Source organism: Pseudomonas sp. (assembly GCF_049301935.1).
Classification (GTDB): domain Bacteria; phylum Pseudomonadota; class Gammaproteobacteria; order Pseudomonadales; family Pseudomonadaceae; genus Aquipseudomonas.
The window spans coordinates 1-25,118 of sequence record NZ_JBAQLP010000035.1 but is presented as its reverse complement, the minus strand read 5'-3'; the positions used below and the strand labels follow the sequence as shown (position 1 = coordinate 25,118).

General features: G+C 61.9%; 21 protein-coding genes. 17 read left to right on the top strand and 4 right to left on the bottom strand.

The features are described from left to right. Nucleotides 1–168: 168 nt before the first annotated feature. Together aceF and aceE are read right to left on the bottom strand one after the other, a co-directional pair. Complete coding sequence (gene aceF, locus WA145_RS04635) at nucleotides 169–1,842, bottom strand: dihydrolipoyllysine-residue acetyltransferase (RefSeq protein WP_422580436.1); 1,674 nt, start codon at nucleotides 1,840–1,842, stop codon at nucleotides 169–171. 11 nt (nucleotides 1,843–1,853) lie between these two features. Further along, complete coding sequence (gene aceE / locus WA145_RS04630) at nucleotides 1,854–4,499, bottom strand: pyruvate dehydrogenase (acetyl-transferring), homodimeric type (protein ID WP_422580435.1); 2,646 nt, start codon at nucleotides 4,497–4,499, stop codon at nucleotides 1,854–1,856. A 266-nt stretch (nucleotides 4,500–4,765) separates the two neighbouring features. On the opposite strand from aceE, the gene glnE reads away from it, so the two are divergent. From glnE to WA145_RS04545, 17 genes are all read left to right on the top strand, one after another. Next, nucleotides 4,766–7,714, top strand: a complete 2,949-nt coding sequence (gene glnE, locus WA145_RS04625; protein WP_422580434.1) for a bifunctional [glutamate--ammonia ligase]-adenylyl-L-tyrosine phosphorylase/[glutamate--ammonia-ligase] adenylyltransferase — start codon at nucleotides 4,766–4,768, stop codon at nucleotides 7,712–7,714. A 70-nt stretch (nucleotides 7,715–7,784) separates the two neighbouring features. After that, nucleotides 7,785–8,708, top strand: coding sequence for a branched-chain amino acid transaminase (locus WA145_RS04620; RefSeq protein WP_422580433.1), 924 nt, complete (start codon nucleotides 7,785–7,787; stop codon nucleotides 8,706–8,708). 124 nt (nucleotides 8,709–8,832) lie between these two features. Beyond that, a complete protein-coding gene (waaF, locus tag WA145_RS04615) occupies nucleotides 8,833–9,867 on the top strand; it encodes a lipopolysaccharide heptosyltransferase II (protein ID WP_422580432.1) in 1,035 nt (344 codons plus the stop codon). A 1-nt stretch (nucleotide 9,868) separates the two neighbouring features. Continuing rightward, complete coding sequence (gene waaC / locus WA145_RS04610) at nucleotides 9,869–10,870, top strand: lipopolysaccharide heptosyltransferase I (RefSeq protein ID WP_422580431.1); 1,002 nt, start codon at nucleotides 9,869–9,871, stop codon at nucleotides 10,868–10,870. Next, a complete protein-coding gene (locus WA145_RS04605; protein ID WP_422580430.1) occupies nucleotides 10,870–11,991 on the top strand; it encodes a glycosyltransferase family 4 protein in 1,122 nt (373 codons plus the stop codon). The genes waaC and WA145_RS04605 overlap by 1 nt, the downstream gene beginning before the upstream one ends. Continuing rightward, the gene (gene rfaP / locus WA145_RS04600) at nucleotides 11,988–12,809 is read left to right on the top strand and encodes a lipopolysaccharide core heptose(I) kinase RfaP (protein ID WP_422580429.1); all 822 of its coding nucleotides are present in this window, start codon (nucleotides 11,988–11,990) and stop codon (nucleotides 12,807–12,809) included. Before WA145_RS04605 ends, rfaP begins: the two co-directional genes overlap by 4 nt. 53 nt (nucleotides 12,810–12,862) lie before the next feature. Beyond that, on the top strand, nucleotides 12,863–13,858 hold the full coding sequence (locus tag WA145_RS04595; RefSeq protein WP_422580428.1) for a glycosyltransferase family 9 protein: 996 nt from the start codon (nucleotides 12,863–12,865) through the stop codon (nucleotides 13,856–13,858). Then, entirely contained in the window at nucleotides 13,858–14,592 is a 735-nt protein-coding gene (locus WA145_RS04590) for a lipopolysaccharide kinase InaA family protein (protein WP_422580427.1), read from the top strand. The genes WA145_RS04595 and WA145_RS04590 overlap by 1 nt, the downstream gene beginning before the upstream one ends. Beyond that, entirely contained in the window at nucleotides 14,589–15,332 is a 744-nt protein-coding gene (locus tag WA145_RS04585; protein WP_422580426.1) for a lipopolysaccharide kinase InaA family protein, read from the top strand. Before WA145_RS04590 ends, WA145_RS04585 begins: the two co-directional genes overlap by 4 nt. Continuing rightward, the gene (locus tag WA145_RS04580) at nucleotides 15,332–16,780 is read left to right on the top strand and encodes a lipopolysaccharide kinase InaA family protein (RefSeq protein ID WP_422580425.1); all 1,449 of its coding nucleotides are present in this window, start codon (nucleotides 15,332–15,334) and stop codon (nucleotides 16,778–16,780) included. The genes WA145_RS04585 and WA145_RS04580 overlap by 1 nt, the downstream gene beginning before the upstream one ends. A gap of 14 nt (nucleotides 16,781–16,794) precedes the next feature. Then, a complete protein-coding gene (locus tag WA145_RS04575) occupies nucleotides 16,795–18,549 on the top strand; it encodes a carbamoyltransferase (protein ID WP_422580424.1) in 1,755 nt (584 codons plus the stop codon). After that, the gene (locus WA145_RS04570; protein ID WP_422580423.1) at nucleotides 18,536–19,672 is read left to right on the top strand and encodes a glycosyltransferase; all 1,137 of its coding nucleotides are present in this window, start codon (nucleotides 18,536–18,538) and stop codon (nucleotides 19,670–19,672) included. The genes WA145_RS04575 and WA145_RS04570 overlap by 14 nt, the downstream gene beginning before the upstream one ends. Beyond that, nucleotides 19,669–20,928 carry a capsule biosynthesis protein gene (locus WA145_RS04565; protein WP_422580422.1) on the top strand — a complete coding sequence of 420 codons (1,260 nt, stop codon included), beginning with the start codon at nucleotides 19,669–19,671 and terminating at the stop codon, nucleotides 20,926–20,928. Before WA145_RS04570 ends, WA145_RS04565 begins: the two co-directional genes overlap by 4 nt. 6 nt (nucleotides 20,929–20,934) lie before the next feature. After that, a complete protein-coding gene (locus WA145_RS04560) occupies nucleotides 20,935–21,702 on the top strand; it encodes a glycosyltransferase family 25 protein (RefSeq protein ID WP_422580421.1) in 768 nt (255 codons plus the stop codon). A 50-nt stretch (nucleotides 21,703–21,752) separates the two neighbouring features. After that, complete coding sequence (locus WA145_RS04555; protein WP_422580420.1) at nucleotides 21,753–22,907, top strand: O-antigen ligase family protein; 1,155 nt, start codon at nucleotides 21,753–21,755, stop codon at nucleotides 22,905–22,907. Next, complete coding sequence (locus WA145_RS04550) at nucleotides 22,904–23,887, top strand: hypothetical protein (protein ID WP_422580419.1); 984 nt, start codon at nucleotides 22,904–22,906, stop codon at nucleotides 23,885–23,887. Before WA145_RS04555 ends, WA145_RS04550 begins: the two co-directional genes overlap by 4 nt. Further along, the gene (locus WA145_RS04545) at nucleotides 23,884–24,612 is read left to right on the top strand and encodes a glycosyltransferase family 32 protein (protein ID WP_422580418.1); all 729 of its coding nucleotides are present in this window, start codon (nucleotides 23,884–23,886) and stop codon (nucleotides 24,610–24,612) included. Before WA145_RS04550 ends, WA145_RS04545 begins: the two co-directional genes overlap by 4 nt. Before the next feature lie 9 nt (nucleotides 24,613–24,621). Here the strand turns inward: WA145_RS04545 and WA145_RS04540 are convergent, their stop codons facing one another. Together WA145_RS04540 and WA145_RS04535 are read right to left on the bottom strand one after the other, a co-directional pair. Then, on the bottom strand, nucleotides 24,622–24,942 hold the full coding sequence (locus WA145_RS04540) for a hypothetical protein (protein ID WP_422580417.1): 321 nt from the start codon (nucleotides 24,940–24,942) through the stop codon (nucleotides 24,622–24,624). Between the two features lie 80 nt (nucleotides 24,943–25,022). Then, a partial coding sequence (locus WA145_RS04535; protein WP_422580437.1) for a transposase domain-containing protein occupies nucleotides 25,023–25,118 on the bottom strand: 96 nt, incomplete at its 5' end.

Genomic DNA, 25,118 nt, shown 5'->3' with positions numbered 1-25,118 from the left:
GGCTTGCCCGCGATGCTTTTGCGTTGCCGGCTTTCGCGGGCAAGCCCGCTCCTGCAAAGGTCTACAGCACGGAGCAACAGGTAATGAGTACATAGCCTAAAAAAAACCCCGCCTAAATGGGCGGGGTCGAGGATACGAGCGTGGCTGCTCGAAAGTTGAAGCAGGTTGTTACAGCAGCATGGTGCGGATATCGCCCAGCACGTCGGAGAGGCGCTTGGTAAAGCGCGCCGCAGCGGCGCCATTGATCACCCGGTGGTCGTAGGACAGCGACAGCGGCAGCATCAGCTTGGGCTGGAAGGCCTTGCCATCCCAGACCGGCTGGATGGTCGCCTTGCTCACACCGAGAATCGCCACTTCCGGCGCGTTGACGATCGGCGTAAAGCCGGTGCCGCCAATGTGGCCGAGGCTGGAGATGGTGAAGCAGGCGCCCTGCATGTCATCAGCCGAGAGCTTCTTGCTGCGCGCCTTCTCCGCCAGTACGGCGGCTTCGGCGGCGAGCTGCAGCAGGCTCTTCTGCTCGACGTTCTTGATCACCGGCACCAGCAGGCCATCCGGGGTGTCCACGGCAAAGCCGATATGCACGTATTTCTTGCGGATGATCGCTTTGCCGCTCGGCGCCAGCGAGCTGTTGAAGTCCGGCAGTTCCTTGAGCAGGAAGGCGCAGGCCTTGAGCAGTAACGGCAGCACGGTGAGCTTGACCCCGGCCTTTTCCGCCACGGCTTTCTGCGCCACGCGGAAGGCTTCCAGCTCGGTGATATCGGCCGAATCGAACTGCGTCACGTGTGGCACGTTGAGCCAGCTGCGATGCAGGTTGTTGGCGCCGACCTGCATCAGGCGGGTCATCGCCACTTCTTTGATTTCACCAAACTTGCTGAAGTCCACCACCGGGATCGGCGGAATACCGGCACCGCCAGTTGCGCCGGCGGCTGGGGCTTCCTTGGCCTTGTGCATCATTACTTTGACGTACGCCTGTACATCTTCTTTGAGTACGCGACCTTTCGGCCCGGTGCCCGCTACGGCGGACAACTCGACACCGAACTCGCGAGCGAGCTGACGCACAGCCGGGCCCGCATGCACCTTGGCGCCGTCACGCTTGGGCGCGGCGGCAACGCTGGCAGCGGCTGCTGCCAGGGAGGCAATCGCACTGACTTCGGCAGCGACCGCCGGATGCGCACCGGCCGGAACCTTGTGCACATCACTGGCAGGCGCAGCGGCGGGTGCCGGGGCTGCGGCAGCAGCGGGTGCTGCAGCGGCGCCGGCTACTTTCAGCTTGAGGATGAAATCACCGGTGCCGACTTCGTCTTCCAGTTTGACGCTGATGCTTTCCACCACGCCGGCAGCCGGCGAGGGGATTTCCATACTGGCCTTGTCCGACTCCAGGGTGATCAGCGACTGCTCGGCTTCGACGCTATCGCCGACCTTGATCAGAATCTCGATGACCTTGGCTTTGCCGTCCGAGCCGATGTCCGGCACATGCACGTCCTGCACGCTGCTGGCTGTCGCTGCGGCGGGCGCAGCAGCAGGTGCGGCGGCTGGTGCGGGAGCTGCAGCGGCTTTGGGCGCTTCGGCCGGTGCTGCGGCAGGCGCCGCGGGTGCTGCTTCGGCTGCCCCTTGGACTTCCAGCTCAAACAGTTCGTCGCCTTCTTTCAGGCGGTCACCCAGCTTTACTTTCAGGCTTTTCACCACGCCGCCTTTCGGCGCGGGGATTTCCATGCTGGCCTTGTCCGACTCCAGGGTCAGCACGCTCTGATCGGCCTCGATGCGATCACCGACCTTGACCATCAGTTCGATTACTTCACCCTCACCACCACCGATGTCGGGTACGCGAATCAATTCACTCATCGTTTCGCTCCTTAGCAGTCCAGTGGGTTGAGTTTTTCCGGGTTGATGCCGAACTTGGCGATGGCCTCGGCCACCACTTTCGGTTCGATATCACCCCGGTCGGCGAGGGCTTCCAGGGCCGCCAGCACCACCCAGTTACGGTCCACTTCGAAGAAGTGGCGCAGCTTCTTGCGGCTGTCGCTGCGGCCGAAGCCGTCGGTGCCCAGTACCTTGAATTCCTTGCTCGGCACCCACTGGCGAATCTGTTCGGCGAACAGCTTCATATAGTCGGTGGAGGCAATCACCGGGCCTTTGCGGCCGCTCAGGCACTCTTCCACATAGGTCTGCTTGGGCTTCTGGCCCGGGTGCAGGCGGTTGCTGCGTTCCACGGCCAGGCCGTCGCGGCGCAGTTCGTTGAAGCTGGTCACGCTCCATACGTCTGCCGCGACGTTGAACTCGTCACGCAGAATCTTCGCCGCTTCGCGCACTTCACGCAGGATGGTGCCGCTGCCGAGGAGCTGCACATGGTGCGCGGCTTCCTTCTTGTCCTCTTCGAGCAGGTACATGCCCTTGATGATGCCGTCTTCGACGCCGGCCGGCATGGCCGGCTGTTGGTAGGACTCGTTCATCACGGTGATGTAGTAGAAAACGTCCTGTTGCTGCTCGGTCATCTTCTTCATGCCGTCCTGGATGATCACCGCCAGCTCATAGCCGTAGGTCGGATCATAGGTGCGGCAGTTGGGGATGGTCGCGGCCAGCATATGGCTGTGGCCGTCTTCGTGCTGCAGGCCTTCGCCGTTCAGCGTGGTACGCCCGGCGGTGCCGCCGATCAGGAAGCCACGGGTGCGGCTGTCGCCTGCGGCCCAAGCCAGGTCGCCAATGCGCTGGAAGCCGAACATCGAATAGAAGATGTAGAACGGCAGCATCGGCTGGTTATGGCTGGAGTACGACGTACCGGCAGCGATAAACGAGCTCATGGCGCCGGCTTCGTTGATGCCCTCTTCGAGGATCTGACCCTTCTTGTCCTCGCGGTAGAACATCACCTGGTCCTTATCCACCGGCTCATACAGCTGGCCGACCGAGGAGTAGATACCGAGCTGACGGAACATGCCTTCCATACCGAAGGTACGCGCTTCGTCCGGGATGATTGGGACGATACGCGAGCCGATGTCCTTGTCCTTGACCAGCTGCGCGAGGATGCGCACGAAGGCCATGGTGGTGGAGATTTCCCGGTCGCCCGAACCGTCGAGGATGGCCTTGAGGGTGTCCAGCGGCGGCGTTGGGATGCTGAAGCTCTTGGCGCGGCGCTGCGGCACGAAACCACCGAGGGCGGCGCGGCGTTCGCTCAGGTAACGGGCTTCGGCGCTGCCTGCTTCTGGCTTGAGGAACGGCAGGTTTTCCAGCTCGTCGTCCTTGACCGGGATGTCGAAACGATCGCGGAACTGCTTGAGGCTGTCGACATCGACCTTCTTGGTGTTGTGCGCGGTGTTCTTCGCTTCACCGGCGCCGGTGCCATAACCCTTGACGGTCTTGGCCAGGATCACGGTCGGCTGCTCTTTGTGGTTGACCGCCTGGTGATAGGCCGCATAGACCTTGTACGGATCGTGGCCGCCACGGTTGAGCTTCCAGATCTCGTCGTCGGACAGATCGGCCACCATCGCCTTGAGTTCCGGCGAGTTGAAGAAGTGCTCACGGACGAACGCGCCGTCCTTGGCCTTGTAGTTCTGGTATTCGCCGTCGATCACTTCGTCCATCCGGCGCTGCAGGATGCCGTCGACGTCCTTGGCCAGCAGTGGGTCCCAGAAACGGCCCCAGACCACCTTGTTGACGTTCCAGCCACCGCCACGGAACACCCCTTCGAGTTCCTGGATGATCTTGCCGTTACCGCGCACCGGGCCGTCGAGGCGCTGCAGGTTGCAATTGATGACGAAGATCAGGTTGTCGAGCTTTTCGCGGCCGGCCAGGGAGATGGCGCCGAGGGATTCCGGCTCGTCGCACTCGCCGTCGCCCATAAAGCACCAGACCTTCTGCTTGCCGGCCGGGATAAAGCCGCGCGCTTCCAGGTACTTCATAAAGCGCGCCTGGTAGATCGCCTGAATCGGGCCCAGGCCCATGGAGACAGTCGGGAACTGCCAGAAGTCCGGCATCAGCCAGGGGTGTGGGTAGGACGACAAGCCCTTGCCATCGACTTCCTGGCGGAAGTTGTTCATCTGCTCTTCGCTGATCCGGCCTTCCATAAAGGCGCGGGCGTAAACGCCGGGCGAGGCGTGGCCCTGGAAGAAGATCAGGTCGCCGCCGTGCTCCTCGGTCGGCGCCTGGAAGAAGTAGTTGAAGCCGATGTCATACAGGGTCGCCGAGGAGGCGAAGCTGGAGATGTGGCCGCCCAGGTCGGAATCTTTCAGGTTGGTGCGCATGACCATGGCCAGCGCGTTCCAGCGCACCAGCGAGCGAATGCGGCGTTCCATAAACAGGTCGCCCGGCATGCGTGCTTCGTGGGTCAGCGGGATGGTGTTGCGGTAGGGCGTGGTGATCGCATACGGCAGCTGTGAACCACTGCGGGTGGCCAGCTCGCCCATACGGGTCATCAGGTAATGTGCGCGGTCTTCGCCTTCGTTATCGAGGACGGACTCAAGGGCGTCCAGCCATTCCTGGGTTTCGACGGGATCGAGGTCTTGCATGGCTTGCTCCAGGGCGGAAAGGCTTCCAGAATCGGAGGCCAGGTTTCGTGGCCGACTTCGTGAGTGGCCGCGTGAATTCTTGGATTGACCGGGGGTAGGACCGGCTGCGTGTAGTTTTACTACATTCCGACGCCGATTTCAGCCTTTTGGATACAATCTTTGGTAGTAAAACTACAATTATTTTTCTGCCAGTGATTCGAGCCGCTCTAGCGTGGGTGGTGCCATCCATGATCGTTGCACTGGCAGATCGCTAAAAAGGATAGACCATGAGCCTGCCCGCGCTGGCCTCTTTGCCTGCTGCCTTGTCCCCCCTTGCACTGCGCGCCGAACAGTCCCTGCAGCACGCCTTTGCCAGCCTCTCCAGCGAGGCCGCCGCGGCTTTCGCAGGTTGGCCGAGCGCGCGACTTGAGGCCTTGCAGCGGGTGGGCGCCGCCAGTGATTTCGTGGTGCAGCAGGGCCTGCGTGACCCGCAGATGCTGCTCGATCTGGCCGCCAGCGGTGAGCTGGAGCGCAGCCTGGGGGCGGGCGAATTACGCGGCCAATTGGCCCAGGCCTTGGCCGAGTGCGCTGACGACGACGAGCTGGGGCGGCGCTTGCGGCGTTACCGCAACCGTCAGCAGCTGCGGATTATCTGGCGCGATATCAGCCGCCAGGCCGACCTGATCGAAACCTGCCGCGACCTCTCCGACCTGGCCGATGCCTGTATCGATCTGGCCTATCAGTGGCTCTATCCGCGCCATTGCACGCAGTTCGGCACGCCCATCGGCCGGCGCAGCGGCCAGGCGCAGCATATGGTCATCCTCGGCATGGGCAAGCTGGGCGCGCATGAGCTGAACCTGTCTTCGGATATCGACCTGATCTTCGGCTACCCCGAAGGCGGCGAAACCGAAGGGGTGAAGCGTCCGCTGGATAATCAGGAATTCTTTATCCGTCTCGGCCAGAAGCTGATCAAGGCGCTGGACGTGATCACCGTCGAGGGCTTCGTCTTCCGCACCGATATGCGCTTGAGGCCGTATGGGTCTGCCGGCTCGCTGGTGTTCAGCTTTAACGCGCTGGAGCAGTACTACCAGGATCAGGGCCGCGACTGGGAACGCTACGCGATGATCAAGGCGCGGGTGGTCGGCGGCGATCAGGTCGCCGGCGCGCAGCTGCTGGAGATGCTGCGGCCCTTCGTTTACCGGCGTTATCTGGACTTCTCGGCAATTGAAGCGCTGCGCGCGATGAAGCAGCTGATTCAGCAGGAAGTGCGGCGCAAGGGCATGGCCGAGAACATCAAGCTGGGTGCCGGCGGCATCCGCGAGGTGGAGTTTATCGCCCAGGCCTTCCAGCTGATTCACGGTGGTCGCGACCTCAGCCTGCAGCAGCGTTCGCTGTTTGCGGTGCTGAATACCCTGCGCGATCAGGGCTACCTGCCGCCTGCGGTGACCGATGAGCTGCGCGACGGCTATGCCTTTTTGCGTTACACCGAGCATGCGCTGCAGGCCATCGATGACCGGCAGACGCAGATGCTCCCGGACAATGATCGGGACCGGGCGCGGGTGGCCTTGATCATGGGTTTCGACAACTGGCCGGCGTTCCACAAGCAGTTGATGCACTGGCGCGGCCGGGTCGATTGGCACTTTCGCCAGGTGATCGCCGACCCTGATGAAGAGCAGGGCGGTGCGCCGGTCGAAGAGGCCGTGGGCTGCGAATGGTTGCCGCTCTGGGAAGATGTGCAGGACGCAGAAGCTGCGTGCCGGCAGCTGGCCGAGGCCGGCTTTGCCGAGCCGCAGTCGGCCTGGCAGCGCCTGGCGGGGCTGCGCAATGGCAATCAGGTGCGCGCCATGCAGCGCCTCGGTCGCGAACGTCTGGATGCCTTTATTCCGCGTCTGCTGGCGCAAGCGGTGGAGCATGAAAATCCGGATCTGGTGCTGGAGCGCGTACTGCCGCTGATCGAGGCTGTGGCGCGGCGTTCGGCCTATCTGGTGCTGCTGACCGAGAACCCCAGTGCGTTGCAGCGCCTGCTGACCCTGTGCGCGGCCAGCCCGTGGATCGCCGAGCAGATCACCCGCTTCCCGCTGCTGCTCGATGAGCTACTGAATGAAGGGCGGCTGTTCAAGCCGCCGCTGGCCCCCGAGCTGGCGGCCGAGCTGCGCGAGCGGCTGATGCGCATTCCCGAGGAGGATTTGGAGCAGCAGATGGAGGCGCTGCGCCATTTCAAGCTGGCGCATCGGCTGCGCGTGGCCGCCTCGGAAATTGCCGGCAGCCTGCCGCTGATGAAGGTCAGCGACTACCTGACCTGGCTGGCCGAGGCGATTCTCGATCAGGTGCTGGCCCTGGCCTGGCGGCATACGGTGAGCAAATACGGGGCGCCGCGGCGCGCCGATGGCAGTATCTGCGACCCGGATTTCGTCATCGTCGGCTACGGCAAGGTCGGCGGCATCGAGCTGGGCCATGGTTCGGACCTCGATCTGGTGTTTATCCACGATGGCGATCCCCAGGCCGAGACCGATGGGGTCAAGTCCATCGACGGCGCGCAGTTCTTCAATCGCCTGGGTCAGCGCATCATTCACCTGCTGACCGCCCAGACCAACTCCGCCCAGCTCTATGAAGTGGATATGCGCCTGCGACCGTCCGGCGCGGCGGGCCTGTTGGTCAGCTCGCTGGGCGCCTTCGAGCGTTACCAGCAGGGCGAGGCCTGGACCTGGGAGCATCAGGCCCTGGTGCGGGCGCGGGTGCTGGTCGGTTGTGCGCGGGTTGGTAAGGCGTTCGAGGCAGTGCGCGCCGGGGTATTGGGGCGTGAGCGCGACCTGGCCACGCTGCGTAGCGAGGTCAGCGAGATGCGCGCGAAAATGCGCGATAACCTCGGCAGCAAGGCCACCGCGGCTGGTACGGCAGCCAATGCCTTCGAGGCCAGCGCGCCGTTCGACCTCAAGCAGGACGCCGGAGGTATCGTCGATATTGAATTTATGGTGCAATACGCGGCCCTGGCCTGGTCGCGCCAGTACCCGGAATTGCTTGAGTTCACTGACAATATTCGCATTCTGGAAGGGCTGGAGCGGGTCGGCTTGCTACCGGGTGAAGATGCCCGCCTGCTGCAGGATATCTACAAGGCCTACCGTTCGGCGGCGCACCGTCAGGCCCTGCAAAAGCAGCCTGGGGTGGTCAGCGGTGAGCAGTTTGCCGATGAGCGGCGCACGGTGATGCGTATCTGGCGAACGCTGGGCTTGAGCTGAATATAAGGATGTCGGGCACCCAGGGTGGCCGGCCAATGCTGTACCAATCGAATCTGAGGAGCAGGCAACTATGTCGATGGCCGATCGTGATGGCGTGATCTGGTATGACGGCGAGCTGGTGCCGTGGCGCAACGCGACCACCCACGTGCTGACCCATACCCTGCACTACGGCATGGGCGTGTTCGAGGGCGTGCGCGCCTACAACACCCCGCAAGGCACGGCGATTTTCCGCCTGGAGGCGCACACCGACCGCCTGTTCGACTCGGCCCACATCATGGGCATGAAGATTCCGTTCAGCAAAGATGAAATCAACGAAGCCACCCGCGCCGCCGTGCGCGAGAACAACCTGGAAAGCGCTTATATCCGCCCCATGGTGTTCTACGGATCGGAAGCCATGGGCCTGCGCGCCAGCGGCCTGAAAACCCAGGTGATCGTTGCGGCCTGGAACTGGGGCGCCTATATGGGCGACGAAGCCCTGCAGGTCGGCATCAAGGTGCGCACCAGCTCCTTTACCCGCCACCACGTGAATATCTCGATGACCCGTGCCAAGGCCAACGGCAACTACATCAACTCGATGCTGGCGCTGCAGGAAGCCATCTCCGGCGGTGCCGACGAGGCCATGCTGCTGGATACCGAAGGCTATGTGGCCGAAGGTTCGGGCGAGAACATCTTCCTGGTGCGTAACGGCGTGATCTACACCCCGGAAGTCACCTCCTGCCTGAACGGTATTACCCGTAACACCATTCTGACCCTGGCCGCCGAGCATGGCATTCAGGTGATCGAAAAGCGCATCACCCGCGACGAGGTGTATATCGCCGACGAGGCCTTCTTCACCGGCACCGCCGCCGAAGTCACGCCGATTCGTGAAGTCGATGGTCGGCAGATCGGCGCAGGCCGCCGCGGCCCGGTGACCGAGCAGCTGCAAACCGCCTATTTCGATCTGGTCACCGGCAAGACCGCTGCCCACGCTGAGTGGCGCACCCTGGTTAAATAAGCGGCCTGCTTTGTAGGATGGGTTGAGCGCAGCGATACCCATCACACGATGCAGACTAGGCTGATAATCGAGCGTTGAGTCTGTCCGGGAGGCGAAAGCCTCCCCGGTCGTTTCTGGAATAGGCATGAAAATACTGATCGTAGGCCCCAGCTGGGTGGGCGATATGGTGATGGCGCAGACGCTGTTTCAGTGTTTGCAACAGCGCCACCCCGGCTGTGCAATCGATGTGCTGGCCCCCGAATGGAGTCGGCCGATTCTCGAACGCATGCCCGAAGTGCGTCAGGCCCTGAGCTTTCCGCTCGGCCATGGCGTGTTGGAGCTGGCGACGCGGCGCAAGATCGGCAAGTCCCTGGCTGGCCAATACGACCAGGCGATTCTGCTGCCCAACTCGCTGAAATCCGCGTTGGTGCCGTTTTTCGCCGGTATTCCCAAGCGCACCGGCTGGAAGGGCGAGCTGCGCTACGGCCTGCTCAACGATATCCGCGTGCTGGATAAACAGCGCTATCCGCTGATGATCGAGCGCTTTATGGCGCTGGCTTTCGAGCCGGGTGCTCTATTGCCGCAGCCCTATCCGCGTCCAGCCTTGCAGATCGACGCGCAGAGCCGCGACGCCGCCCTGGCCACGTTCGACCTGAGCCTGGATCGCCCGGTGCTGGCGCTGTGTCCAGGGGCCGAGTTCGGTGAAGCCAAGCGCTGGCCGAGCGAGCATTACGCCAAGGTCGCTGAACTGAAGATTCGCGCTGGCTGGCAGGTGTGGATATTCGGCTCGAAGAATGATCACCCGGTTGGCGAAGACATTCGCAGCCGGCTGATTCCCGGCCTGCGTGAGGAAGCGGTGAACCTGGCCGGCGAAACCAGCCTGGCCGAAGCTATCGACCTGCTGTCCTGTGCGGCCGCCGTGGTGTCGAATGACTCTGGGCTGATGCATGTGGCGGCCGCGCTGAATCGCCCGCTGGTGGCGGTTTATGGCTCGACTTCGCCAGGCTTTACTCCGCCGCTGGCCGAGCAGGTGGAAATCGTCCGTCTGGGCCTGGAGTGCAGCCCCTGTTTCGACCGTACCTGCCGTTTCGGCCACTACAACTGCCTGGGCCAGCTCAAGCCGCGCCCGGTGATCGAGGCGCTGGATCGCCTGGTCAGCGACCCGGTCGAGGTTGAATAGCTTGCGGGTACTGTTGATCAAGACCTCTTCGCTGGGCGATGTGGTGCACACCCTGCCGGCGCTGACCGATGCGGCGCGGGCGATTCCCGGGATTCAGTTCGACTGGGTGGTGGAAGAGGGTTTTGCCGAGATTCCCGCCTGGCACCCGGCGGTGGCGCAGGTGATTCCGGTGGCGATTCGCCGTTGGCGCAAGCACCTCTGGCAAACCCTGAAAAACGCTGAGTGGCAGCGCTTTAAGCAGCGCCTCGGTGCGGTCAAATATGACTTGGTAATCGACGCCCAGGGCCTGCTGAAAAGTGCCTGGCTGACCCGTTACGTCAAGGCGCCGATTGCCGGATTGAACCGTGATTCCGCGCGTGAGCCGCTGGCCAGCCGCTTTTACCAGCGTACCTATGCGGTAGCGAAAGATCAGCATGCGCTTGAACGCACCCGCCAGCTATTCGCCCAGGCACTGGGCTATGCGCTGCCGGCCGCTGTCGGCGATTACGGCCTGAACCGTGCGCAGCTGGCGGACCAGTCGCCGCAACCCTATTTGCTGTTTCTGCACGGCACCACCTGGCCCAGCAAACACTGGCCGGAGGCCGACTGGCGTGCGCTGGCCGAACAGATGAGTGCGCAAGGCTGGGCCGTGCGCCTGCCTTGGGGCAATGAGGCTGAGAAAGCCCGCGCCGAGCGAATTGCCGCCGGGATTGAAAATGCGGCGGTGCTGCCCAGATTAAATCTTGCAGGCGTGGCGAAAGTGATCGCCGGCGCCAGCGCTTGTGTAGCCGTCGATACCGGGCTGGGCCATCTGGCGGCCGCGCTGGATGTGCCGAGTATTTCCCTGTACGGGCCGACCTTGCCGGGGCGCGTCGGTGCCTATGGCCGTGGCCAGGTGCACCTGTGCGCCACCGGGCCGAACGCCGGCTCGGGTGATCGGCACAAGCCCTGTTTCGACGGCCTGGATGCCGAGCGTGTCGCCACGCAATTGCAGGCCCTGCTGCTGGCCGAGGACGTTGTCTGATGCAACTCGCTTTTATTCTTTACAAGTACTTCCCGTTCGGCGGCCTGCAGCGCGACTTTATGCGCATCGCCCTGGAGTGCCAGGCGCGCGGTCATGCCATTCGCGTCTATACGCCGATCTGGGAAGGTGAAGTGCCGGCGGGTTTCGAGGTGGTGGTGGTGCCGGTCAAGGCGTTGTTCAACCACAAACGCAATGAAAAGCTCACTGCCTGGGTCGAGGCTGACCTGGCCAAGCGTCCGGTGGATCGGCTGATTGGCTTTAACAAGATGCCCGGCCTGGACGTCTACTACGCCGCCGATGGTTGCTATGAAGACAAGGCGCAGACCCTGCGTAACCCGTTATACAAACGCTGGGGGCGTTACAAACATTTCGCCGATTACGAGCGTGCGGTGTTTGCGCCCGAGTCGAAGACCGAGATTCTGATGATCTCCGAAGTGCAGCAGCCGCTGTTTATCAAGCATTACCACACCCCGCTGCAGCGCTTTCACCTGCTGCCGCCGGGCATCGCTGCGGATCGCCGCGCGCCGGCCAACGCCGCTGAGACCCGCGCCGAATTTCGCGCCGAGTTCAAGCTGGCGGATAACGACCTGTTGCTGGTGCAGATCGGCTCTGGCTTCAAGACCAAGGGCCTGGATCGCAGCCTCAAGGCCCTGGCCGCCTTGCCGCGTAATCTCAAGCAGCGTACCCGGCTGATCGCCATCGGTCAGGATGATCCACGGGCGTTCCAGCTGCAGGCCAAGGCCCTGGGCGTATCCGATCAGGTACAGATTCTCAAGGGGCGCAGCGATATCCCGCGTTTCCTGCTGGGGGCCGACCTGCTGATCCACCCGGCCTACAACGAGAACACCGGCACCGTGCTGCTGGAGGCGCTGGTGTCCGGCTTGCCGGTGCTGGTGACGGACGTGTGCGGCTATGCCCACTACATCGCCGCAGCGGATGCCGGGCGGGTGCTGGCCAGCCCGTTTGAGCAGGACAGGCTCAATCACCTGCTCGCCGATATGCTGGCCGATGATGCGCGCCGCGCCTTCTGGGGCCGCAACGGTCTGGCTTATGCCGACAGCGCCGACCTGTATTCCATGCCGCAACACGCGGCCGACATCATCCTGGCGACACGTCCATGAAGCTGGTGCTGGCTGAACCCTTTAAAAGTCTGTGGGCCGGCCGCGATGCCTTCGCTGCCGTCGAAGCGCTACAAGGGCAGGTGTACCGCGAGCTGGAAGGCCGCCGCACGCTGCGCACCGAGGTCGACGGGCGTGGTTATTTCGTCAAGATTCATCGCGGCATCGGTTGGGGTGAGATCGCTAAGAACTTGCTCACCGCCAAGCTGCCGGTGCTCGGTGCGCGCCAGGAATGGGAGGCCATTGCGCGCCTGAGCGAGGTCGGTGTCGCCACCATGACCGCGGTGGCCTATGGCGAGCGCGGCAACAACCCGGCGGCGCAACATTCCTTTATCGTTACCGAAGAACTGGCGCCGACCACCGACCTTGAGCAACTGAGCCTGAACTGGGCACAGCAGCCGCCCGAACCACGGCTGAAGTGGGCACTGATCAAGGAAGTGGCGAACATGCTCGGCAGCATGCACCGCGCCGGGGTCAATCACCGTGACTGCTATATCTGCCACTTCCTGCTGCACACCGATCAACCGGTAACCGCCGAGGATTTTCGCCTGTCGGTGATCGACCTGCACCGCGCCCAGATCCGCCGCAGCGTGCCGCTGCGCTGGCGCAACAAGGACCTGGCAGCGTTGTATTTCTCAATCATGGATATCGGCCTGACCCGGGGCGACAAGCTGCGCTTTCTGCGCACTTACTTTGCTGTGCTGAAGGGGCAACAGTCGCTGCGCCAGACGCTCAGCACTGAGCGCTCGCTGCTGATCTGGCTGGAACGCAAGGCGAATGCGCTGTATGCGCGCAAGCAGCGTTATGGCGGTGCGCTGTAAGTGGCGATAGGCGGAGTGCCTGTCGTGTCGAATGGGCTTGAAGGAGTTGTGCAATGAAATTCCAGGGGTTGACTGTCGCAGTACTGCCCCCCAGGGCGTTAGGGGATGTGACCCTGTATCTGCACCTGGCCTGGCAGTTCCATCAGGCGGGAGCGCAGATACGTTTTTTTTCCACTCCACTGTTCTCTGCCCGGGCGTTTTTTCCCTGGCTGCAGGTGGAGTCTTCCAGCGACCTGGATTTGTTGCAGATATCTGACGAATGCGACTTGGTCATCGCTTATTTCAACCAATTGACGCAAGACCCCAACGAGCGTGAGCGCTGCCTTGAGCGCAACAATATTGCCTATGTCACCGCGAAGAAGCTGCCTCGCAATATCCCTCTGCAGGGGCGCGATGTGGTTGTTGCGGGGCAGTCTTTTAAGGCCGCCAGCATGCCGTTCTGCCTGCACTCGCGTGCGGGCCTGTCGATGCGCGAATGGATCGACCGCTATGTGGCAACGGTGTATGGCATCCCGGTGAGTGACTCGTTGGACATGCTCTGCCCCAGTCTGCGCCGCGAACCGGACAATCGGGTTTTGATTTTCCCCACGTCCCCGCATAGCAAGAAAAATTATTCTATGCGTGGTTTCAAACGCCTGGCTCAGTCGCTCGGCAACTGTGGTTGGCAGGTCGAGTTTATTGGCCTGCCGCATGAGGCGGATGAGTTGAAGGACTACTTTGCTGGTTTTGCGGTGCTCACCTTCGTCGATATTCGCGCCTTGATGGCGCATATGGCCGGTGCAGCTGCGGTTATTGCCAACGATTCAGGGGGCGGGCATCTCGGCTCGATGATGGGGCTGCGCACCTTCACGATTGCCCGACGTCATGCACGTTTTGTCTGGCGCCCTGGGTTCAATAGCACGGCGATGGTGCTGGCTCCGCGCTTTCGCTTCAAGTGGTTGGATGGTGACTATATCTGGCGGCCGTTTGTGCCGGTTGGGCGAATTGTCGAGGCCTTAGGGCGCTATACGGCGGTCGGCGCCGCCGCGCCGCAGTGCGAGGCGCGCTGATGTCAGGCTGGAATCTGGCTTCTGCGTACGCAGGGTTGAGTGAGGCGTTTGGCTCGCTACAGGCGGTATTCGCCTTGCAGGGTCAGCGTCTGACCCGCGATCCGCTGTCGGAGGTGATCCTGGTTGAGCGTGCTGGCGTGCGTTATTACGTCAAGCGTTACTGGGGCGCGGGCAAGGGCCTGCGCCGTTATATCGGCCGGCCGCGGGTCAAGGCCGAGTGGCAAAACCTCAAGTATTTTGCCAAGTGGGGCATTCCCACCGCGCCCATCGTGGCCTATGGCCAGGAGCGCAAGGGTGGCGTCTTTGTGCGTGGCGCGCTGATCACCCGCGAGTTGCTGCGTACCGAAGACCTGGCGCTGCTGGCGAGTCGTAACGACCCGCGCCTGGCCGATCGGCACTGGGTTGAACGCGTCAGTGTGCAACTGGCGCGCGCGACCCGCATCCTGCATGACCATCACTTCACCCATAACGATTTGAAGTGGCGCAATCTGCTGGTCAATGACCAGGTCGAGTTGTTTCTGATCGATTGTCCAACCGGGGCGTTCTGGTGGGGGCCGTTGCTCAGTTACCGCATGATCAAGGACCTCGCCTGCTTGGACAAAGTGGCCAAATACCAGCTGAGTCGCACTCAGCGTCTGCGCTTCTACCTGCAATACCGTGGTCACGCGCGCTTGAGTGCGGCGGACAAACGCAAGGTGCGCAGCATCGTCAAATTCTTCGAGGGGCGGGAATGAGTGATTTTGTCGCGGCCGCAGACCGAGCCGTCCTCGAAAATCGTGGGCTGGCCAGTTTTGACGCGTTGTGGGCTTTGCAGCTGGAAGCGGTCGACGAGCCCAATACCGAGCGCGGCGGCTGGAGCAGCGTGTATCGCCTCGAGCTGGACGGCGCGGCCTTCTACCTCAAGCGCCAGAGCAATCACCTGACCCGCAGCCTGTTGCATCCGTTTGGCGAGCCGACCTTTGCCCGCGAATTTCGCAATATTCAGGCGTATCGCCGGCTCGGTATTCCGGCGTTGCAGGCGGCCTTTTTCGCCGAGCGGCGTTTGCCTAGCGAACGCCGCGCCATTCTGCTCACCCGTGCCCTGGACGGTTGGTACGACCTTGAGCACTGGTTGCAGGGCTGGAGTGCTGCGCCAGTCGCCACTCGCCAGGCCATCCTGCGCGCTTGCGGTGAGCTGGCGCAGCAGCTGCACGGTGCCGGGCAGATGCACGGTTGTTTCTATCCCAAGCATATTTTCCTCAAGGCTGATGGCGCAGGTTTCGCCGCACAGTTGATCGACCTGGAAAAAACCCGGCCGCTGTTGTTCGGTCGGCGCGACCGGATCAAGGATCTGGAGCCGTTGCTGCGTCGGGCCAGCGTCTGGGGCGAGGCCGAGGTGCGCGAACTGCTGGCGGCCTATCTGGGCGCGGCGGGTGACGTCGAGGGTTGGTGGCAGCAACTGGGTGCGCGCCGTCGGCATAAGGAGACGCGTTGATGCAGCTTGCTCAACTGGCCCAGGCCGGCCGCGCACCGGAGCTGCCGCTGCGCCTCGAACTGGCTGACGAAGTGCTGGAGTTGCAACGCCTGTTACGGGTGTTGCCGGATCAGCGTTACGTCGGCGTCGCCCTGTGGCGCGGTCGACCGGTGCTGGCCAAGATTCTGGTCGGCAGCAAGGCCGAGCGGCATTTTCAGCGCGAGTTGCAGGGCGCGCGCCTGCTTGCCGAGCAAGGCCTGCACACGCCCGAGCTGCTGGCTCAGGGGTGGCAGGCGGGCGAGGGTGGCTGGTTGTTGTTCGACTACCTCGAGGACGCAGAAAGCCTGTGGGATGCCTGGCGGGCGGTGGAACATCAGCCGCCGCTGAGTGAGGCGCAGCAGGCTGTGCTGGCTGAGGCCTTGGCCGTGATCGCGCAGATGCACGGCCGGGGGCTATGGCAGGCCGACCTGCACCTGGACAACCTGCTGCGTCATGCCGGCCGCGTGTCGCTTATCGACGGCGGCGGGGTGCGCGTGGAAGTTGCGGGCAAGCCGCTGTCGCGGGCCCGGGTGCTGGAAAACCTTGGCATGTTCTTCGCCCAGTTGCCGGCTGAAGTGCAGCCCTTTATCGAAGAGCTGCTGGTGCATTACCTGCTGGCCAATGGCGAACACGCACTGCCATTGGAGGCGCTGCTGGCTGAGGTCGATAAGGTCAGGCGCTGGCGTCTGCGCGACTATATGAAGAAGATTGCCCGCGAGTGCAGCCTGTTCAGCGCCAAGCTCGGGGCGTTTGGTTTGCGCGTGGTGCGTCGTGAGCGTCTGGGTGAACTTGCGCCATTGCTCGAACAGCCCGATGCGCTGCTGGCCCAGGGGCGCGCCCTAAAACTGGGCGGTTCTGCCACGGTTGCCCTGGTGCGCCAAGGCGAGCGCCAGCTGGTGGTCAAACGCTACAACATCAAGGGCCTGGCCCACTGGCTTAAACGTTTCTGGCGACCCAGCCGCGCCTGGCACAGCTGGGTCGAGGGCAATCGCCTGCTGCTGTTGGGTATCGCTACGCCGCAGCCGTTGGCCGTGCTAGAGCGGCGTTGGTGCTGGTTGCGTGGGCGCGCCTACCTGATTACCGAATACTGCGGTGGGCAGGATATAATCGCGCGCTTTCAGGCGTTCCATGACGGATCGCCCCCGGAAACCGAGCTATTGGCACTGGATCGTCTGTTCGCTGCCTTGCTGCGCGAGCGCATCAGCCACGGCGATTTCAAGGGGAGCAATCTGTTCTGGGATGAACGCCTGGATCGTTGGTCGTTGATCGACCTCGACGCCATGCAGCAACACCGCAATGCGCGCAGTTTCGCCAAGGCCTACGCCCGCGACCGCGCCCGTTTTCTGCGCAACTGGCCGGCTGATTCCCAGCTGTTCAAGCTGCTCAACCAACGTATACCGCTGACGCCCGCCGTCGGCTCAGCAGACTAAAAGAGGCAAAACCAGTGGCACTGACCATTCTCGGCCTGTCCGGCGCCCTCAGCCATGATCCTTCCGCCGCCCTGTATATCGACGGCAAGCTGATCGCGGCCGTCGAAGAAGAGCGCTTCGTGCGCGACAAGCACGCGAAGAACCGCATGCCCTACGAATCGGCCAAGTTCTGCCTGGAACAGGCCGGGATCAAGCCGTCCGATGTCGACGTGGTAGCCATTCCGTTTGCGCCAATCAGTATCTTCGAGAAGGCCCGCTGGCAGTACGCCAAGCGCTACTGGTACGCACCGGACCGCGCCCTCGACGCGATCCTGATGGGCAACCGCCGCTACAAGCGCTACTACAAACACATCCAGTGGTGCCTGCAGCAGCTTGGCTTCGACCTGAAGAAGATCAAGATCGAGCCGGTCGAGCACCACCTGGCCCATGCCGCCAGCGCCTACCACTGCTCGGGCTTTACCGAGAAGACGGCGATCCTCGGCATCGACGGCAAGGGCGAGTACGCCACCACCTTCTTCGGCTACGGCGAGAACGGCAAGATCCACAAGATCAAGGAATTCTACGACCCGGATTCCCTCGGCGGCCTGTACGGCGCGATCACCGAGTTCCTCGGCTTCGAGATGCTCGACGGCGAGTTCAAGGTGATGGGCATGGCCCCTTACGGCGATGCCAGCAAGTACGATTTTTCGCGTCTGGCCAAGTTTGAAAACGGTGAACTGGTGATCAACACCGAGTACGCCAACGTCATCGGCCTGCGCCGCTATAAAGAGAACGGCAAGGGCTTCTACTTCTCCAAGAAGCTGATCGACTGGCTGGGGCCGAAGCGTCAGGGCGATATCGCCGATGACCCGTACATTCACTACGCCGCCAGCATGCAGGCGCTGTTCGAAAAGCTGGCGCTGCAGATGATGGAACACTACCTCGGTGACATCATTCGCGAGACCGGCAAGATCGCCTTCGCCGGCGGCTGCGCGCTGAACGTCAAGCTCAACCAGAAGATCATCGCCAGGGACGACGTCAAGGAACTGTTCGTCCAGCCGGCCTCCGGCGACGCCGGTACCGCGGTCGGCGCGGCCGCCTACGTCTCGCACCAGCGCGGCGTGCCGGTGGAGAAGATGGAGCATGTCTACCTCGGCCCGTCCTACTCCAACGAAGAGGTGATCGCCGCCTGTGCTCGCCACCCGAGCAAGCCGGTATTCAAGCGTATCGACAATATGCCGCAGCGCATCGCCAAGATCATGGTCGACGCCAACCCCGTGGCCTGGTTCCAGGGCCGTATGGAGTTCGGCCCGCGCGCCCTCGGCGGTCGTTCGATCATCGGTTGCCCGAGCGTGCCGGGCGTGGCCGACCGCATCAACGAGCAGATCAAGTTCCGCGAGCGCTGGAGGCCGTTCTGCCCGTCGATGCTCGATACCGTCGGCCCGCAGATGCTCAAGGTCGATCACCCCAGCCCCTTTATGACCTTCACCTTCGAAGTCAACGAAGAGTGGAAGACCCGCGTATCCGAGGTGGTGCACGAAGACGGCACCTCGCGCGCCCAGGTGCTCAAGCGCGAATACAACCCGCGCTACTACGACATGATGCTCGAGCTGGAAAAACTCACCGGCAACGGTGTGTCGCTAAACACCTCGCTCAACCGCCGCGGTGAGCCGATGATCTGCTCGCCTACCGATGCGCTGAATATGTTCTACGGTTCGGATCTGCAGTACCTGATCATGGAAGACATCCTGGTGGTCAAGGACGGCAAGGACTGGTATGACCACGTCTGAGGCCGAGGGGGCTGGTCAGCCGTGGGTTTTGCAGTTTTGCCACGGCTACGACGGCCCCTTCCTCGATTGCGCGCGGCAGTATGCCGCGCTGTTTGTCGGTACGCCGTACAAGGTGTGCACGGTCTATCTGACCGGTAAGCCGAGTGCTGAAGTTGAGCAAGGCTCGGCTTCTGATGAGGTGATTTTTCTCGACTATTCCAGTCGGCAAGTGCGCGGGCTCAAACTCAGGGCTATCCGCGACCTCAAGCGCATCGCTACCTCGCGCGACTTTAAGTTGTGCATCGCCCATCGCTTCAAACCTATCTATATCGCCCTGCTGGGTAGCGATCTGCCCGTGATCGGCGTGCAGCATGCCTTTGGCGTGTACCAGCGGCGTTCTCGCCAGCTGTTCGTCAATTATTTTCGCCGCCGTTTAACCCTGCTCGGGGTGTCCGGTGCGGTACGCGACGAGATACGCACCTGCTTGCCGGGGTGGCCGCTCGAACGTATCGAGACCCTGTATAACCGAATCGATATTGCCGCTGTGCAGGCTGCTCAGTGTGGTCGCGCCCCTGCTCGTGATGCTCTTGGTCTGCCGCAAGATGCCTGGGTGGTCGGCAATGTCGGTCGTCTGCATCCGGACAAGGACCAGGCCACCCTGATCCGTGGCTTCGCCCAGGCCCTGCCGCAGCTGCCTGCAGGCAGCCTGCTGGCGATCATGGGTAGCGGTAAGCTGGAGGCGGCGTTGAAGGGCCTCGCCAGCGAGTTGGGTGTGGGCGAGTCGGTGCGCTTTCTCGGCCAGGTGCCGAATGCTCGCAACTACTTCAAGGCCTTCGATGTGTTTGCCCTGAGCTCCGATCACGAGCCGTTCGGCATGGTGCTACTGGAGGCCATGGCCGCCGCAGTGCCGCTGATCGGCAGCGACTGCGGGGGTGGCCGCGAGGTGATAGCCGGCTGTGGTCTGCTGTTCCCCCAGGGCGATGCCATGGCCCTGGCTCAGGCCCTGGTACGGCAGGCGCAGGAGCCGGCAGACCCGGCGCTGCAGCAGCGGATGGCGCAACGTTTGCTGGAGGTTTTTTCCGATGCGGCAGTGCGCCAGAGTTTCTGGGCATTGCCACAACTGGCGGAGTTGCACTCGCCATGAGCGCCGAGTCCATGGATCTGCTCTGGGCGCGCAAAGCCGCCGCTCTGGATCGCTACCGTTGGCTGCTGCTGCGCGAGCGCTATGGCTGGTTTGGTAGCGCCCTACGTTTTATGCGCGAAGCGCTGAGCGATGGGGTGTTCGGCTTGGTGGCGCATTGGCGCCTGGCGGCGCAGGTCGATAGCGAGTCGTGCGACTTGCTGCTCCTGCAGTCAGCGCCCAAGGTAATTGCTTTTCAGCGCAAGAAACTGCTGATTGAAGCCTTGCGGGGTCGTGGTCACGTGTTGATCGAAACGGCCCTGCCCGAGGCACAAACTATTCTTCACGAACGCCTGTTACGGCGGCCGTCACAGCCCGTGCCGCTGCGTTATTTTGGCTATGCGGCACACGCCGAGTGGCTGGTTGAACGCTATGCAGCCAAGGTTGTGCTGAATGACCGCAACGGCAGTTTGTATTCGCCTTTTCTGCGCCTGGCGCTGAACGCGCGGCAGCGTCTGCTCGTTCACCTGGCGCACGCCACGACGGTAGAAAGCTCGCGGCGCCTGGGCATGAACGACTACGACTATTACTTCCTGTTTGGCCAGAGTTCGCTGGAGGCTCTGCAGGCGCGTGAGCTGCGTTTTGGCACCTCGACTGCAGTGTTGGCCGGCTCGCACATGATCGACAACGCGTTCGACCTACCCCCGGCCGATCCGGCTCGCCGCGTGCTGCTGGTGCTCGGGGTCGGGCCGGACAAGGAAAAGGAAGCGGGCTACCAGCGCACCTATGAGTTGCTGCGTGACTGGGCGGCAGAAAATCCGGCTTACCAGATGCTGATCAAAGCCCATCCGCGCAGCCGGGTGCCGTTCTGGCAGCAGCAGGCCCTGACGCTGAATAATATCGAGGTGCTGCCGCGCGAGTGTGGCCTGGCCGAGGCCTTGGCGCGTGCCTCGGTGGTGGTCAATATCATGTCCAACGCGGTGATTGAGGCGGGGTTGGCGGGGCGTCCGGTGATCTACGCCAATGCCAGTGGACAGGCCGATATCTTCGCCCAGGAGCAATACTTCGGGGGCTGCGTGGATTCGCGCCAGGGAATGGAGCGGCGTTGCCGGCAAATCGAAGCTGAGTATGTACAAAATTGCGCAACGGCGCGGCGTTTTGCCGACTACCACCTCGCTCAGGGCGTGGCCGGCCTCGAGCGAACCCTCGAATTGCTGGAGCGCCTGCTGGCCGGCGAGGTGATCGAAAGTCAGCCATTGGTTGGGACTGTGGATATATAACCGTTTATGGATAACGACACGTTGAAAGCCACGACACCGGAACCGATCAGGCGTATTGCCGATTGTGCCTATGTGATTAATCTGGACCATCGCTCGGATCGCTGGGCACGCATGCAGGACAACCTGCAGTCAGCCGGGCTGGAGGCGGAGCGTTTTTCCGCGATCAGCATTAGGGATCTGGCCGCTAATCCACCGCCACAGGCGCTGGAAGACTTTCTCTTGCGGGTTGATGGGCCTGGACCGACCTTCAAGCACAAGCTGCAGGCTACATGGGCCTGTATGCACAGCCATCTGGCCGTGATCAGTCGAGCGCGTGAGTGCGCTAAGGCTTCGGTGCTGATCCTGGAAGACGACTGTGAGTTCGAGAGTTACACCAAGGTGGTGTTACGCCGTGTAGCCGCTCAATTGGACGATCAGCAATGGGATCTGCTTTATCTGGGCGGCACCCTGAAGAAGGGCAGCCTACGCAAGCGGGTCTCGAGCAATCTGCGCGCGGTGGATCGAGTGCGCCTAGCGCACGCCTATGTGGTAAGTGCCAGCCTTTACCAGCGCATTCTTGCTGAGGCGCCGGCCTGCGGGATGCCGCTCGACTGGTATTACTCCGAGCAGTTGTTGCCCAGTGTGCGGGCCTTTATGGTCGAGCCCATCCTGGCTCATCAGCGCCTATTCGATATGAGCGATATCGAGCAGGTCGAGCGCAAGTTTAAGCTCAAGACGCGTCAGCGTTTTCGTCGTTGGCTGGCCAAATTGCGCTATGGGGCGCTGTTCAATTGAGGCGTGCGCTTGATTGGATGCTTGGGCTTGATGCACGAGCCATCTTTCGCGTGTGGCTGGGTATTGGCCTGTGCTGGCTGTTGCTGGGGATGCAGCTGCTTCCCAGCAACAAGCTCTATCATCAGGGGCTGATCGCCTTTTCTTGGCTACCGGGGTTGATGGCGCTGCTGCTTGTGCCGGAGGTTCGCCGGAGTTGGGATCGACCGCTATTGGCGCTACTGGTGTTGTTCGCGAGCTGGACAGTGCTATCGGTGTTCTGGGGTGGGGACGCAGGACGTCTCAAGGTCATCCTCTACGTCTTCCTTGCAGCCAACGCCTGGGTTGCCTTGGCATGCCTCGACAGCCGCTTGTTGTGGCGTCTTGTCGCCGTGTCCTGTCTGCTGACTGGCCTGCTGTCATGGGCGGCCTTGATCAGCTTCTATGGCTGGCATGCGCGACCCTTGGCCCATCGAGTTGTGGCGCTTGGGCACCTGGATCATACGATACTGGCCTCCCAGGTCATCGGTGCCCTGGGTGTGTTGCTGCTGTTTTTACGCGACTCTCTGGCCGTTCGCATGCGCACGTGGGTGTGGTTGCTTGCGTGCATGGGGATTGTGGCTTTTCTGTTGATGTCCAAAAGCAAAGGGCCCTTGCTGGCCTTTTTGGCTGCGCTTGCTTTCGCTTGTATATGCAGGCCGTCCCGGCACACCTTATGGCTGCTGTGCAGCGGCATATTCGTGACCGCTCTGGCTGTATGGCTTGTACCCGAGGTCGTGCTGCGCGGTGGCTTGTCTTACCGTCCCCAACTGCTGCAGGCCGGTTACCAGCAGTTCCTCAATCATCCCTGGCTGGGGTTGGGTGTCGGCACAGATTACCTGCTGCCGGTCGCCGAGCTGAAAAAATCCTTTGAGCATGTGCATAACCTGTATCTGCATATTGCCATTCAGTTTGGCGCCATAGGGTTTGCTCTCTGGTCGGGTCTGCAGCTCGCCGTGTTTCTCAGGACTCTAGCGTGGCGTGACTCCGCCAATGGGCTTGCGCTATGCGCTCTTTATGGATTCAGTACCCTCGCTCTTTTCACCGATGGGATTGGCCCCTGGGTTAAGCCTCGGGAAGAGTGGTTTGTTGTCTGGTTGCCGCTTTTCATCTGTCTGGCGATGACGGCTGGTTTGGCGCGGGGGACGCGCACGGTTATGGGCGCGCATGTTGAAGAGGATTCGCGGTGAAAGTGGTTTATCCGGTCGGTAGCGGCAATGTCGGGGACGAGCTCAATACCTGGATGTGGAATCAGTTGCTGAGCGGTTTCCCAGGGGAGGATGTGGCCTTGCTGGGCGTCGGGACTTTGTTGAACCGACAGTTCTGTGAACGTTTGCAAGGCATGCAGCAGATTCTGGTCCTCGGCACTGGTGCGGGATATGGTGAGCTTCCGCCGATAGATGCCCGTTGGCGCTTCTATGCGGTACGCGGAGCGCGTACGGCAGCCAAACTGGGGTTGCCGGTGCAAGCGGCGGTCGCAGATGCAGCCTATCTGTTGGCGACTCTGGACTGGGCGTTATTACCCAAAAAACGCAGTGGTGTGGTCGTTGTGCCCCACCACCGGTCGTTGCGATTGCTCGACTGGGAAGCGCTTTGTGCTGAATGTGGCCTTACTTTTCTATCTCCGCTGCTGCCTGCCGATGCTTTTCTGCAAGGTCTGCGCAGTGCCGATTTAGTCTTGGCCGAGGCCATGCATGGGGCCATTTTGGCCGATATCCTGCGGGTTCCCTGGCGAGCGTTGAGCTTTGGGCGCCATTTCAATACGGATAAGTGGCTCGACTGGAGTGAGGCTTTTGATTTGCCGCTGGAGATTACCAAGCTTCACGGCTTCTATGATCCCTCGCATTATATTTCCGGCAAGTCAGCACTGAAGCACCTGGGGAATGGCCTGAAAGCCCGATTAGCCAGAAGCGGCCTGGGGAAAGATAAGTGGCGCACGGTTACCCCGCCTGGTTGGCCGGTGAAGTCAGCGCTTGGGCGCCTGGCTCGGGACCTGAGTCATCTGGCCATTCAGGAAGGGCAGCTATCCAGTGGGGTGGTCCTGGATGCTCGCGTCTCACAGCTGTATGAGCGACTTAATGACATGCGGCGTGACTTTGGCCTGGGGCCGGTTGCGCCCTTGAAGGGGGATCCGAGCGTCCTGTTCGGTTCACCAGGAGTCGTTCAATGATTGTGCGCAAAATTCATTACTGCTGGTTTGGCGGGCAGCCTCTGCCCCTGCAGGCTAAGCGCTGCCTGGCCTCCTGGGCTTATCACTTACCTGACTATGAAGTAGTGCGTTGGGATGAGTCGAACTTCGACCCGGCGAGCCATCCGTTTACGTCCGCAGCCTATGCGGCTGGGCGTTATGCCTTCGTGGCCGATTATGCCCGCATGCATGTATTGGGTATTCAGGGCGGAATCTATCTGGATGTGGATGTGGAGGTATGCGGGCGCTTCGATGGGCTGCTTGATCTTGATCTGTTTATCGGTCTTGAAGACAGGCAGCGTTTCGCAACGTCCATTATCGGTGTCAACGCGGGTCATTGGTTGCCGCGCAAGATGCTCGAGTATTACGACACAACCCGATTCGATGAGCGGCGTCTGGCCGAGTTGGTTAATGTCAACGAGGTCAGTCGATTGTTGCTTGCCCAGGGATTTTCTGGGGCGGGTGAAAGTGAGCGGCGTGGTGCCGAGCAGGTGCTGGGGATCGGCCTTTTATCGGACGCTCGTGGGCAGGCCGCTGCGAATGTAAGGCCGCTGGCCAGGCACCTGTACGCAGGCAGCTGGCGCAGTCGGGATAAAAAGAGCCTGGCCAGCAATATGGCGCGCGGGTTGCGCAAGTTGCCTGGGCAGGTTGAGGCCTGGGCGTATCTGCAGGCTTATCGGCTTGCGCTGAGGTTGCGGCGGCGCTGAGCGATGGCTTCAGGATCGCGGTTTGCTGGGCTTGCCATCGATCAGCAGGCCGTGTTGAGGGATTAGGCGGCGGTCTTTTCGATCCGCACATTGGTGCTTGAAACGTTGGTAGAAAGGCTGGAAACGCACTGGGTCTATATCGTTCAAGTGGCCAACACAGGTGCTGACGAGTGCGTCGTAATGCGCCTCTGTAATGAACTGCTTGAGTGAGTCCTGATAGAGAAGGCCGAACTGGAAGCCCAGCGTCTCGCTCTGATGCGCGCTGCTGCCAATAAAGCAATTATCCAGATCGATTACCTTCAGACCATTAAGATGATGTGTCGGCAGCATAAAGTTCGCGGCCCACAAATCCAGGTGGTAGATCCCTTGCCGGTTAAGCGTAAGCGTCCGGCCAACTCACCTTGCGTAAGTTAAGCCGGCGCCCACCGATGCGGCAGCAGTTGGTCAATCTCACTCGCCCGGTGCGTCGGCAAGCGCGTCAGCACATCTTTGAGATAGGCATAGGG